Here is a 13,084-nt window from a genome sequence, read left to right as displayed (position 1 = left end):
CCGCAGCGATATTGTCGAGGTGGATACCGGGCGTGGAGGCCACTACACGCAGGATGGCCAGCTCTCGTGTTGTGCGGTGCCGTTGTTCGATGGTGGTCATGTTGTGCTCTCCTGGGTGTTGGTTGAAATGCATATGCAGGCACTGCCACCCCTAAGGGTGTGGCTACGGTGCATCTGGTCGTATCGGTCGTGCATCTGGCGTGCATCTGGCGTGCATCTGTGCTGGTCGTCGTGCATCTGGTGTGCATCTGGCCTGCACAAGCGGTGTGCATATGGCGTGCATCTGAGGGCCGAAAACCAGACAGCTCGTGCATCTGTGCTGGTCACGGCCCCTCAGGCGTGCATCTGTGCTGGTCAGGGGTTCACGTCGAACACGTCCCTGGTGTTGCGTTTCGTGGACCGTTTGACGATCTTTCCCTCGGTGATCAGCTTGAGGAACCACCGATTGTGGGTCGTGACCGCTGCCGGAATCTCTTCCGGTTTGCCGGCCTCGTTGCGGTCAGCCTGGTACCACTTCCACGAGTCCGCTCGGGTGAATCCGTCCACGGTCCCGTTCTCCTGCAGAACCGCACAGAGCGCATCCTTACCGTCGAACGAGTCCTCGGCCTCGGCGAACAACGACTCGGCATCGAACCGCCCGTTCGTCATCACCAACGAATCCCGGTCCCCTGGCATCGCGACTTTCTTCATCACGAATTTGTGCTCACACTTGTCCGGCGCATCCTTGTGTTTCTCGCAGACGATCTTGAGATTCATCGACGCCCCGACCCGTTCCAGCATCAGATTGGTGTTGACTGCGCCGTCCCACGAATTCGAGCCGCGGGCCGACGTTCCTGCCTTCGATGAGTGGTGGATCACGAGCAGAACCGCGCCGGTCTTCTTACGCAGGATCTCAGCCTGTTCGATGGCAACACCTTGATCTTTCGCGGAGTTCTCGTCGAGTCCGGTGGTCATCCTGGCGCGGGTGTCGAGGATGATCAGCACCGATTCGAGGTCGACCGCTTCGGCAGTGACTTCGGCCATCGCGTTCGTATCTGCCAGCGACACCACGTCGGTCATCACGCGCAGGTTGTCTTCGAGTTGTGCTGAGGCGTCGGAGTCGATGGTGATCTGTTTCCATGCGTCGATCCGATCCACCAGACCCGACTCTCCTTCGGCAGCAACGTAGAGCACCCGCCCGTTTCGGTGGATCGGATGCGACTCCCACTGCTCCTGGCCCGACGCGACCGCACACGCCATACCGAGAGCCGCGAACGACTTGAACGTTCCCGGTGCGCCGTAGAGCTGAGCCAGGGTGTTCTGGTAGAGCAACCCTTCGATGAGAGGTTCGGGCCTCGGACGTGACCGCAGTTCACCCAACGACACGAACCGCCGTGGCCGCGCAACAGGATCGGCGGCAACTGCACCCTGAGATCGAACGGCCTCGATCAGCTCGTCTGCGGCGTTGCGGCCCTCGATCGTGTTGTGCTCAGCCGATGGCGTCTGTCCGACCTTGACTCGTGCACCGCCGACCATCCGATCGAACTCGGCTCCAGCATCGGAGCGATCGGGACCGACCGCCGTGACGTACGCGGCCCGCAACTGCGCCAGTGCGTCCTCGGTGCCGGGATGTCCACGCTCAGCCTGCCGAACGATCCGGTTGATGGCACCGAGTACCGCATCATGGCGTGATCCTGAATCGCCCTGTGCTGCTTCGATCGCCTCGGCCAGTGCTCGTGCTACCTCGGTGTCCGCAGATCCGTCCGTGAGCCGTACAGGACCGGCATCGGGTGCTGTGATCGTCGCGGGAGCGGTGCCCAGGCCGTCGAGGTGGTCTACCCACGACTGCGGCAACATCGGCAGCGACTCGACAGCCGGGAAGTCGACCTCGGTGCCGTCGGAGTCCAGCCACCGATACGGGGTGCCCTCGGGATGCAGTGACGGTGGTGCCACCGCGTAGCGATGCCCGCGACGAACGATATCGATCCCCTTGCCGAGCCCGCTCGGGAGCAACGTCGAGACCGGAATGCGGTAGAACGAGATACCCGACCCGTCGGTGCGCGCGGTGGTCCTCGGTGTCGACGGCAGCGCTCCGAGATCCTGCACGAGCACAGCCAGAGTCGTGAGACCGCCGTGATAGGCGTCGATGTCGATCCCGACGACCGTCTCAGGCATCCGTAGACCGATGTTGTCGGCGTCGTGGCCATCCTCGATCCACGCCTGCAGATCCGCACCCGATGCGTCGATACCGTCGTTACCCGTGTAGCCGGTTATCGTGATGCGCTTTGTGCCGTGTGGAATCGGGACTACGTTCCAGCCTGCGGACTTGTAGCTGTGTGCAGTATCGCCGAATCCGCTCATGCCGAACCGCCTTGGATGCAGTGCGGGCAGGTGAGCTTGCCGTCGAGGTGGGTCCAGTCGGACAACGGTTCGTGACGTGGCTGCCGGTGGCAGAGGTGGCAGTGAGCAGTGGGTCGATCAGTCCAGCGTCGGCCGGACACCATGCCTGCGGACTTCACAGCGCGCCCGCGTCCACGAACGCTTCGAGGTCACTGCGCTTGACGCGGATCGGCGAAGTCTTGCCGCCACCGAGTTTCGACGCTTTGAGTTGTCCTGCAGCGATATACCCGCGAACGGTGGTGGTGCCGAGACCTAGTTCGTCGGCCACCTGCGAGATAGAGAGATACGAATTGGACATCGGATTGCCTTCCAGCACACGAAAATACGGTGTGTGGTTGGCATCCGGCCTTAGCGACGGTCAGCCCCGTCGAGGTCGCGCCCACAGTCATGCCTGGCAGTCCTGGGTGTCGTACGTCGGAGCGGTGCGAGCTGACTTCGCTTCTCCGATAAAGTCAGTCTGTATCAGGTTGTACCGGGTTGCAATGCTCGCGCCTCGGAAACGCTCTGAGCAGGTACGATAAGGGGCACGGGTTGCCTTCCCGATTCTGTTGACGATGCCCTCGGTGTGCTGACACTAGCCGGGGGCATCGTCGTGTCATCGGCCTGTCGACAACCGTTGCGCCAGCTCGGCATCTCGGGCGTCTGCGGCGTGCTGGTACCGCAATGCCATCGACGGCGTCGAGTGTCCGATCCTGCGCATGAGTTCGGCTGTGGTGGCCCCGTGCTGCGCTGCCAGTGTCGCGCCGGTATGCCGGAGATCGTGGATCCGTAAGTCCTTGTGGCCGAGCTTGTCCGCAGCAGCCTTGAACGGACGGCGTAGCTCCCAATCGCCCAGGAACTCGCCACCGATCAGCGACGGGAACACCACGGCGTGAACGCTGTTCGGCAGCACGGCCACCAACGCAGCACGGATATGAGGCGGCACAGCAACGGTCCTGACACCGGCCTTTGTCTTGGGAGCACCGCAATGCCACTCGCCCGACCTGTACGAGGCTGCTTTGTTGACTCGGATCGTCGAACCGTCGTCAGCTACGTCCGACCGCAGCAGTCCGCGCATCTCGCCTACACGGAGCCCGCACCAACCCATGACCAGGATCGGCACGGCCAGGTGTTCGGGCATCTCGGCAGCCAGGGCGTCGAGTTCGTCGGCGGTCAACGGCTCGACAGTGCGTTCGGTGCTCGATGACATGGCACCGCGAATTTTGGCGGGGTTGGACTCGATCACATCGTCGGCAGCAGCACTGGCCAGGATCGCGTGCAGCAGCGAATAGGTGTGCGCCTTGCGGGTGGTGCCGGTGGTCAACCCTTGATGCCAGGACCGGATCACCGCCGACGAGATCGCCGATACTTCGAGGTCGCCCAGCACCGGATTGATATGCAGGCGCAACAGGTCGCGGTAGAGCTGTGCCGTGCGGGGCCGCAATGGCTGTCCTGACTTGTTGCGCCGTTCATCGACCCACCGATCGGCATAGTCGGCCAGCTTCTCCCCCGCCTCGGCGACAGCACCGGGCGGCTTCCACTTCGGCCCCTCGGTCTCGGCCCGAACCCGCTCACGAGCAAGCCAGGCCAGTGCATCGACCTTGGCTGTGTACGTCTTGGGTGCGGCATACCGAACACCGTCGGGACCGACGAACGAGGCCCGCCACTTCCCCGACGGCAGCTTCTTGGCCGTGCCCCACGAGTTGCGCCTGCGTGTCGCCATCTGCCGTTCCCTTCGATCCCTCTGCGTTCCCTAAGAGACCTACAGTAGCTCACACAATCGCGAACTATCCGACGCAGCGAACCCGCTATAGCGCCAGCTCAGAGAGCACAACAGGGGCTCTGGCCTGCAGGTTCACTGTACCGGAAAATGAGGTTCGAATCCTGCCGGGGGCACAGTTCGACCAGCGCAGACGTCGGTTGCCGCAGTGTGGAAGAGCATCGTGTGGTGAACGAAAGTTCGCAGGAGGTCACCGACTGACCGGCGCGCTCCACAAACCCACGATGGCATCGACCAGGTCCGATCCGAAGTCCGTCCAACCACTGGGGTCGTGACGCTCCCGCTCGGCGCTCATGTGGACGATCAACTGCCGGGCCATGTCGCTGCGCGTCGTGCGCACCGATTCCGGAAGATCGCCGACACAGCGTCTCAATCCATCCAGAGTCGTACGCAGCGCAGGCGATTCCAACGCGGTCTCGTAGATCAGTCCGCGTAGTACCGGGTCTGCCATCGCCTGCGCACTGAACCGGGCGTAAGACGAGGAGACTCCGATCGCAGCGAGGTGCTCGGTGTACGGAATCACCAGGCACGACACCCAGTCACGGAGATCCGTCGACTCCTCGACCTCGGCCAGAACTCGGATGCGACGCTCTTCGATCGGCCCCGCGTGTTTCTCTACGATGGCCAGGACCAGGTCTTCCTTGGTCCCGAAGTGATAGCCGACCGCCGAACTGTTTCGCTGCCCGGCCCATTCGCTGACCTGTCGATTCGATACCGCGAACACGCCGCGCTCGGCGAACAGTCGTTCGGCTGCCGCCAGGATCGCGTCCCGCGTGTCATCGCTGGACACTCGCACCCCTTCCGCTTGCCATTTTCAACCATGTCACACAACTTCTTCGGGTCGGCCGAATCAATTGTTTCCCGGCCACCCAAGTGACCGGAAGAGCCTGTGAGCTGGACGAACGCTATCTGGGTGGACTTGCTGTGGTTGACTTGAAAACAACGAAGGGTTACACGTGCAACAGCTCACTCTCGGAGTCCTCTCACGTTCGCGCAAACCCGATGAGCGTCGACTTCCGATTCATCCACTTCATTTCGATCGCATCGACGCCGACATCAGATCCCGCATGTTCCTCGAATTCGGCTACGGCGAGCCGTTCGGAATTTCGGACGAGCACCTGGCCACCCAGGTTGCCGGGATTCGCACTCGCGCCGAGCTCATTGCCGAGTGCGATGTGATTCTGCTGCCGAAGCCGCAAGCAGAGGAACTCTCCGAATTACGAACGGGCCAAACGCTGTGGGGTTGGCCCCACTGTGTGCAGGATCAGAAGCTCACCCAGATCGCGGTCGATCGCAAGCTGACGTTGATCGCCTTCGAGGCCATGAATCACTGGACGCAGGACGGTTGGTTCAATCTCCACGTGTTCCACAAGAACAACGAATTGGCCGGCTACTGCTCGGTGCTGCATGCGTTGCAGCTGATCGGCTCCACCGGCGATTACGGCCGTAGGTTGCGTGCCGCGGTGATCGGCTTCGGTGCCACCGCTCGCGGTGCCGTGACGGCGCTGAGCGCACACGGCATCCACGATGTCGACGTTCTCACCCAGCGCGGTGTCACTGCCGTGAGTTCGCCGATTCATTCGGCCAACATCGTCAACTTCGATCTCGACGATGCCGATCCCCAGCAGAGTCGAGCTCTCACTCCCGAGGGTCGGGTACCACTGTCACAGTTCCTCGCCGACCACGACGTCATCGTCAATTGTGTTCTGCAGGATACCAATTCGCCACTGACATTTCTGTCCAACCAGGATCTCCCCACTCTCGCGCCGGGCACCCTCGTGGTGGACGTGTCCTGCGACGAGGGGATGGGCTTCGAATGGGCGAAGCCGACGTCGTTCGCAGATCCTATGTTCACCGTCGGCGACAACGTGCGGTACTACGCCGTGGACCACAGCCCGTCCTACCTGTGGAACTCCGCAACCTGGGAAATCAGCGAATCGTTGTTGCCGTACTTGCGGATCGTGCTCGACGGCCCGTCGGCCTGGAGCACCGATGCCACCATCGAGCGATCGATCGAGATCAGGGACGGCGTCATCATGAACCCCAATATCCTTGCCTTCCAACACCGCAGTGCGGAGTACCCGCACACTGCAGCGTGAACGAGAACGCAGTATGAATCTCACCTGGGTCGAGGATGGGAGCGAACACACCTCTCGTTGGCAGGCGGAGAACGGCGCTCCCCCACCCCGGATGGTCCATATCGTCGACGATTCGACGACCGCGGACGTCGCGTACAAATTGGCCACGATCGGCGAGGCGCTGCTATGGCGTGGTGATTACAACAATGCACGACAACTGCTGTCGGCGATGACCCGTCGGGTGCCGCCGGCCAAACAGTCACCGGAGGCGTCATCAGCGGAACGGTTCCACCTGCATCGTCAATATCAGGCACGACGGGCTCGGGTACTGGGAATGCTTCTGGTGGAACTCGATTCGGGCTTCCAACTCGACCTGGGCCGGGCACCGGACGTCCGAGCGGCAGCATCGCAGGCACTCGGCCCGGACGCCGCACCGTGTGTGCTCTCGTTGCGCGAACTTCTCGGCATGGTCGGTGCGCACGAATGGCGTCGCACGGGCGTCTTCGTGCCGGCCCTGGACGGCTCGATTCACCCGCACTACGGAGTCTTCTCCCCCGTCCGCGGCGAGTACATCCAACTCGTGGCCGACGCACCGCTTCCGGCTGCGGAGCGCGCGTTCGATATCGGCACCGGCTCGGGTGTACTGGCCGCCGTCCTCGCCCGCCGCGGTGTGACCTCGGTGGTCGCTACCGACAAGGACCCTCGATCGGTCGCCTGTGCACGAGAGAACATCGACGCCCTCGGCTACACCGATCGGGTCGAGGTGGTGCAGACCGACATCTTCCCGTCCGGGCGCGCAGGGCTGATCGTGTGCAATCCGCCCTGGATTCCCACGAAGCCGACGTCCGGCATAGAGCATGCGGTCTACGACCCGGGCTCGCGGATGCTCAAGTCCTTTCTGAGCCGTCTGAACGGGCATCTGACTCCCGACGGCGAGGCGTGGTTGGTGCTGTCCGACCTTGCCGAACTGCTCGGACTGGCTACTCGCACAGATCTGCTCGAGGCCATCGATACCGCCGGGCTGATCGTCGTCGACCGCGCCGACACCACACCGACACATTCGCGGGTGAGCGACACCAAGGATGTGCTGCACGAGGCCCGGGCGCGCGAAACCACGTCGCTCTGGCGACTTCGCCGGCGCTAGCTTTCCCAACCCGAAACACGACGAGGCCGCCCGAGAATTACTCGGGCGGCCTCGTCGCTGATCGGATGAATCGCTACCGGTCGCGGGTCTCGAACTCGCCGTTGATGACGGTGCCGAGGGGTGCGTCGCGTTCCGCCTTCTTCGCCGCTTCCCGCATCTCGATGCCGTCGGTGATCAAATCACCGATTTCACGGGTGACGTCGCGGACGGCTCCGGCGATGATCACCACGATCCGGCCGACATGAGTGGCGGCAGATTCGGTGAAGTCCTGCACAGTGTCCTTGTTGCGCTCGAACTTTCCTACCAACAGGACCGCCCCCTTCGAAGTCGTCACGCTGCGTCGGTCTTCTTTCGCTCGACGATAACACTGGCCGGTGCCGCCGATCCCGTCAGCGAATTGGGCAGCGCGAGCTTGAAGATCTTGCCCCACACGGTGCCGATCTGGTGGAAGAATCCACCGGTGTTGTACGGCAGTTCGTACTTCTCGCACAGCGCCTTGACCTCGGGCGCGATCTGCGGGTAGCGACGTGCAGGCAGGTCCGGGAACAAATGGTGCTCGATCTGGTGCGAGAGGTTGCCCGACATGATGTGGAACAGCGGGGATCCCTCGATGTTGGCCGATCCCAGCATCTGACGGACGTACCACTCGCCACGGGTCTCCTCGGCCGTCTCTTCCTGGCTGAAGGTCTGGACGCCGGTCGGGAAGTGACCACAGAAGATGATCGAGTACGTCCACACGTTGCGGATGAGATTGGCTGCAACGTTGCCGACGACTGTGGACGCGAAGAACGGTCCGGTCAGCGCCGGGAAGATGACGTAGTCCTTGAGCGCCTGCTTGCCTGCCTTGCGCCACATGCCCTGCAGCAACGGCTTCACGTCGTGCCACTTCCGCTTGCCCGCGACGATGTTCTCCGTCTCGAGGTCGTGCAGCATTACGCCCCACTCGAAGAACGTCATCAGCAGGAACGCGTAGACCGGGTTACCGAGGTAGTACGGATTCCACTTCTGCTCCTGGTCCATCCGCAGGACGCCGTAGCCGATGTCGCGGTCCATGCCGACGATGTTGGTGAAGGTGTGGTGCATGTAGTTGTGCGAGTGCTTCCACTGATCTGCCGGGCAGACGGTATCCCACTCGAACACCTCGGAGTTCAGGCCGGGCTCACGCATCCAGTCGTACTGGCCGTGCATGACGTTGTGGCCGATCTCCATGTTGTCGAGAATTTTCGCCACGCCGAGCGCGCCGACGCCTGCGAGCCACGCTGGCGGGATGAACGGCAGGTACATGAGGGCGCGACCGGTGATTTCGAGGCCACGCTGCGCCTTGATGACCTTGTAGATGTACTCACGGTCGTCGTCGCCCAGCTTGGCGACCGTGCGGGCACGCAGCGCGTCGAGTTCACGGCCGAGTTCCTCGACCTGTTCGTGAGTCAGCACGGTCGGCTGCTCCGGCAGGGTTTCGTCTCGGCGGAACGGCAGGACGGCGGTGGGCAGGATCGAGAGAATCGGTCCGAGCATCTGATGATCTCCAATTCGATCGGGTCGAGATGGTCTGTGGTCGTCGATGTCTGTGTCGGGGTAGATCTAGATGTCGATGTCGACGTCACCGACGGCAACGGACACGCAGAGCTGGATCTTCTTGTCGGACTCGGTGTCGGTCTCGCCGGTCTTGATGTTCTTGGTGCATCCGGATTTCTTCACCGAGGTGCAGGTGAAGCAGATGCCCATCCGGCAGCCGTTGGCCGGCGTGAGCCCCGCCGCCTCGGCCTGCTCGAGCAGCGTCTCGCCGTCGTTGTCGGAGGCGACATCGCTACCGGAGAACGTGGTGGTGCCGGTGACGTCGTCAGCGACGGTGGCGAACGAGGGCGTGAATTCCTCGAGGTGCAGCCGCTCTCCCAATCCTGCGTCTTCGAAGAAGGACGTCACGCCCTTCATCAGCCCGGGAGGTCCACACAGGAATGTGTCCGCGTCGGCGAACCAGGGAGCCACGGCATCGAGGTGTTCCTGGCCGAAGAACCCATACAGGTCGCCGCCGGTCTTCTGCTCGGTGTACGCGAAGACGATGTTCACGTTCTCGTGCTCGGCGGCGATCTTCTCCAGCTCCTGCTTGTAGGCGACATCGTTCTCGGTGTACCCGTAGTGCAGGAAAGTCAGGTCGCTGCTGTACCCCTCGTCCAGCAGCGACCTGAGCATGGACAGCACCGGAGTGATGCCGCTGCCGCCGCTGATCAGCAGCGTCTTCGCCGGGCGTGGCGTGGGGAGCTTGAACGTGCCGTCTGCCTGCGACAGGCTGACCACGAGGCCGACGTGCGCATTCTTGTGCAGATACTGCGACACGAGACCCTCGGGATGCGCCTTGATCGTCAGTTCGATCCGGCCGTCCTTGCGGTATTGCGAGCAGGCGGGCGAATAGCACCGGGTGTGGCGAACCCCGTCGATGACGACGCCGACCTGAACGAACTGGCCCGCATCGAAGCCCTTCCACTGTCGCGTGGGACGAATGGTGAGAGTGAGCGAGTCTTCGGTGGACCGATGTATCTCGGTCACTTCGCCGCGGAGGTCCCGAACAGTCGTCATAGGATCGACGAGTTCGAGGTAGCGATCGAGCGCATGGGGTGTGGCCATGGCCTCGAACAGGGAAAGAAGCGAGAACTTCCGCGAACCCGAGGTTCGGGTCGGCCGTTCTTGAAGCGTCATTCCATCCTCCATAACCGGATCGAAACCAACGACCCATTCAGTGAACGATTGTGCACTAACATGAGTGTGACAGAGCGACACCGGTACCTGTCAACGTTTATGTGACCGTCGTTACAGGCCGCATCGACAGATTTCCGGAGTCGCGGAGGAACCGGAGGGGAGATCACAGAATGCGCGCCCATAAACTGGACGTTGTGACAGAACCGGGGACCCGCGCCGAACGCAAGGAACGCACGCGTCAGGCATTGATCGAGGGCACGCTCGACCTGTTGCGTGACCGCTCCTTCGCCAGCGTCAGCCTGCGCGAGGTCGCCCGATCCGCCGGTATCGTCCCCACCGCCTTCTATCGCCACTTCGCTTCCATGGAGGACCTCGGCGTCGCCCTCGTCGAGGACAGCATGCGCATGCTGCGACAGATGCTGCGCGATGCCCGAAAGAACCCGAGCACCAAGACGGCCACCGAATCATTCGGCATCCTCGTCCGTCAGGTGCGCACCCACGAAGAGCAGTTCCGCTTTCTCACTCGGGAGCGATACGGGGGTGTGACCGAGGTACGCCGCGCCTTCGCCACCGAGCTCCGACTGTTCGTCAGCGAGCTGACCATCGACCTCTCCCGAATGCCCGGTCTCGAACAATGGGATATTGCCGATCTGGAGATGACGGCAGATCTCCTCGTGTCGACGATGCTGACTGCCGTGGTCGGTCTGTTGGAAATCGATCGACCGGGTAGTCGAAACGAGAAAGACCTGATCCAGCGCACCGAGAAACAAATCCGCATGATCATGCTCGGGATGGGCCAGTGGAAACCACGACGGGCCTGACCGAGCAAGAGAATTCGGGCGAGAAGGGATGTAGATGACGACCGAGATAGCCGTCGGCGAGCACGTGTTCGAGGTAGCGATATCGGGACCGACAGACGGTGTTCCGGTGGTTGCGTTGCACGGCTTTCCGCAGACCAACGCGTCGTGGACGAGAGCGACGCCCGGCCTGATCGCCGCGGGTTGCCGTGTGATCGCACCCAACCAGCGGGGCTACTCCCCCGGTGCCCGCCCGGTGGGTGTCGAGCACTATCGCATCGAACACCTCATCGGCGACGTGCTCGGCTTGCTCGACGCACTCGACCTTCCGTCTGCGCATCTGGTCGGACACGACTGGGGTGCGGTGGTCGCCTGGCACCTCGCTGCCGAACACCCCGATCGCGTGCGCACGCTCACTGCGGCATCGGTTCCGCATTCGGCGGCCTTCAACTGGGCCATCCGCGAGGATCCCGATCAGCGGGAGCGGTCGACGTACTTCGGTCTGCTCCGCGAGCCCGAGAAAGCCGAACGAGTTCTGGCGGAGAACGACGCGCAGCGGCTACGCGCGATGTTCGGCGCCGAAAGTCTCGACGACGAATACGTTCGGCACCTCACGGTGCCCGGGGCGCTGACGGCAGCCTCCAGTTGGTATGCCGCGATGACCAAGGAGTTCGCCAATCTGCCCGCTGTGACCGTGCCCACCACGTACGTCTGGAGCAACGGCGACACCGCCATCGGCCGGGCCGGCGCACAGCGCTGCGGCGAATTCGTCGATGCACCGTATCGATTCGTCGAATTGGACGGCGTCTCCCACTGGATCCCCGAGGAAGCGCCCGAGACACTCACTGCCGAGATTCTGGCGCGTATCGAGTCCGTTCAGACCTGCTGAGGGGCCCGCACTTTCAGTAGCGCCAGCAGTCCGGCGGCGAGGACGATGATGATCCCGGCAATACCCGCGCGGTCTGCGTCGAACAGCCATACGAACAGACCGAACAGCGACGGTGCCAGGAAAGAGGCGGCCCGACCCGTCGTCGCAAACAACCCGAAGAACTGTCCCTCTCGCCCGGGCGGCGCGAGCCTGGCGAGGAAGGTGCGCGCCGACGACTGAGCCGGGCCGACGAACAGGGTCAGGATCAGCCCGAAGACCCAGAACATCGTCGGTCCCGAGACGAACAGCAGGACGATACCGGCGGCGATCATCGACGTGAGGGAGAAGACGATGACCTTCTTCGGGCCGATGCGGTCGTCGAACCGTCCGGCGACGACAGCACCGAGTCCGGCGATGACGTTGGCGGCGACGCCGAACAGCAGGACGTCTGCCGCTCCGATGCCGTAGACACTGACGGCGAGAACAGCCCCGAAGGTGAACACGCCCGCCAGCCCGTCTCGAAACAGAGCACTGGCGATCAAGAAGTAGACCGCGCGACGGTCTGCACTCCACAACTCCCGAACATCGCGAAAGAGAACACGGTACGACGCTGCGAAGCCGGCCTCGGCGGCCTTCGGATCGGCGACGGCTCGCGGCACCTCGGGCACTGCGAACATCACCGGGATCGCCGACACCGCGAACCACACGGCCGCGAGTACGGCGACGAGCCTGATGTTCACACCGCCGTCGGTGCTCAGGCCGAGAAAGCCTCGAGTGTCTCCGTCGCCGACGATGAAGCCGAGATAGCAGATCAGCAACAGCACAATTCCGCCGAAATAGCCCATCGCCCAGCCGAACCCGGATACCCGGCCGATGTTCGCGGGGCTGGAGACCTGCCGCAGCATCGAGTTGTACGGAATGCTCGCCAACTCGAACATGATGGATCCGAGAGCGAGCAGTAGGAGGCCGAGCCACAGGTAGTGGTAGTCGTCCTTGACGAAGAACAGACCCGCCATGGCCACGACCGTCAGTGCGGTCAACACCCCCAGCAGCCACTTGCGTTTGCCGCGCGCATCGAAGTATTGCCCACAGACCGGCGCAAGGAGCGCGATGACGACGCTCGATACTGCGATCGACCAGCTGAACCAGGTGGTGGCCGAGATCGTGCCGGGCAGGTCGTCGCCGACCGCGTCGGTGAGATACACCGAGAACACGAACGTGAGAATCACCGCGTTGAACGCGGCCGAACCCCAGTCCCAGAACCCCCAGGCGGTGACCTGCTTACGTGTGGTTGCGACTCCGACGACAGCGGCCTCCGGCTGGGTTCCCATGGTTGCCAACACTAGACCGAGAAAGACGCCGAAC

The 13,084-nt window shown here is 63.0% G+C and carries 12 protein-coding genes; 4 read left to right on the top strand and 8 right to left on the bottom strand.

Features of this window, described 5'->3' with window-relative positions; all coding sequences use genetic code 11:
* Nucleotides 1-354: 354 nt before the first annotated feature.
* From RHODMAR_RS13165 to RHODMAR_RS13150, 4 genes are all read right to left on the bottom strand, one after another.
* Complete coding sequence (locus tag RHODMAR_RS13165; RefSeq protein WP_008715293.1) at nt 355-2,340, bottom strand: AAA family ATPase; 1,986 nt, start codon at nt 2,338-2,340, stop codon at nt 355-357.
* A gap of 154 nt (nt 2,341-2,494) precedes the next feature.
* Entirely contained in the window at nt 2,495-2,677 is a 183-nt protein-coding gene (locus RHODMAR_RS13160) for a helix-turn-helix domain-containing protein (RefSeq protein WP_008715291.1), read from the bottom strand.
* 297 nt (nt 2,678-2,974) lie between these two features.
* On the bottom strand, nt 2,975-4,081 hold the full coding sequence (locus tag RHODMAR_RS13155) for a tyrosine-type recombinase/integrase (RefSeq protein WP_008715289.1): 1,107 nt from the start codon (nt 4,079-4,081) through the stop codon (nt 2,975-2,977).
* A 247-nt stretch (nt 4,082-4,328) separates the two neighbouring features.
* On the bottom strand, nt 4,329-4,928 hold the full coding sequence (locus RHODMAR_RS13150) for a TetR/AcrR family transcriptional regulator (RefSeq protein ID WP_008715287.1): 600 nt from the start codon (nt 4,926-4,928) through the stop codon (nt 4,329-4,331).
* A gap of 166 nt (nt 4,929-5,094) precedes the next feature.
* On the opposite strand from RHODMAR_RS13150, the gene RHODMAR_RS13145 reads away from it, so the two are divergent.
* Complete coding sequence (locus RHODMAR_RS13145) at nt 5,095-6,237, top strand: N(5)-(carboxyethyl)ornithine synthase (RefSeq protein WP_008715285.1); 1,143 nt, start codon at nt 5,095-5,097, stop codon at nt 6,235-6,237.
* Nucleotides 6,238-6,250: 13 nt separating this feature from the next.
* The gene (locus RHODMAR_RS13140; protein ID WP_008715284.1) at nt 6,251-7,360 is read left to right on the top strand and encodes a methyltransferase; all 1,110 of its coding nucleotides are present in this window, start codon (nt 6,251-6,253) and stop codon (nt 7,358-7,360) included.
* Between the two features lie 73 nt (nt 7,361-7,433).
* On the opposite strand, the gene RHODMAR_RS13135 is transcribed toward RHODMAR_RS13140, so the two are convergent.
* The 3 genes from RHODMAR_RS13135 to RHODMAR_RS13125 form a co-directional block, all read right to left on the bottom strand.
* Complete coding sequence (locus RHODMAR_RS13135) at nt 7,434-7,667, bottom strand: hypothetical protein (RefSeq protein WP_042939078.1); 234 nt, start codon at nt 7,665-7,667, stop codon at nt 7,434-7,436.
* A 23-nt stretch (nt 7,668-7,690) separates the two neighbouring features.
* Nucleotides 7,691-8,875: a fatty acid desaturase family protein gene (locus RHODMAR_RS13130; protein WP_008715279.1), complete on the bottom strand. Its 1,185-nt coding sequence runs from the start codon at nt 8,873-8,875 to the stop codon at nt 7,691-7,693.
* A gap of 66 nt (nt 8,876-8,941) precedes the next feature.
* Nucleotides 8,942-10,054 carry a ferredoxin reductase gene (locus RHODMAR_RS13125; RefSeq protein WP_008715277.1) on the bottom strand — a complete coding sequence of 371 codons (1,113 nt, stop codon included), beginning with the start codon at nt 10,052-10,054 and terminating at the stop codon, nt 8,942-8,944.
* A 170-nt stretch (nt 10,055-10,224) separates the two neighbouring features.
* Between RHODMAR_RS13125 and RHODMAR_RS13120 the strand changes: the two genes are divergently transcribed.
* Together RHODMAR_RS13120 and RHODMAR_RS13115 are read left to right on the top strand one after the other, a co-directional pair.
* Complete coding sequence (locus RHODMAR_RS13120; RefSeq protein ID WP_008715275.1) at nt 10,225-10,875, top strand: TetR family transcriptional regulator; 651 nt, start codon at nt 10,225-10,227, stop codon at nt 10,873-10,875.
* Nucleotides 10,876-10,909: 34 nt separating this feature from the next.
* Complete coding sequence (locus tag RHODMAR_RS13115) at nt 10,910-11,740, top strand: alpha/beta fold hydrolase (protein ID WP_008715272.1); 831 nt, start codon at nt 10,910-10,912, stop codon at nt 11,738-11,740.
* On the opposite strand, the gene RHODMAR_RS13110 is transcribed toward RHODMAR_RS13115, so the two are convergent.
* Entirely contained in the window at nt 11,728-13,050 is a 1,323-nt protein-coding gene (locus tag RHODMAR_RS13110) for an MFS transporter (protein WP_042939075.1), read from the bottom strand. The genes RHODMAR_RS13115 and RHODMAR_RS13110 overlap by 13 nt on opposite strands.
* Nucleotides 13,051-13,084 lie beyond the last annotated feature (34 nt).

Source organism: Rhodococcus sp. AW25M09, from assembly GCF_000333955.1.
Classification (GTDB): Bacteria; Actinomycetota; Actinomycetes; order Mycobacteriales; family Mycobacteriaceae; genus Rhodococcoides.
The sequence above is the reverse complement of the archived record's forward strand: the minus strand, read 5'-3'. Positions and strand labels throughout refer to the sequence as shown.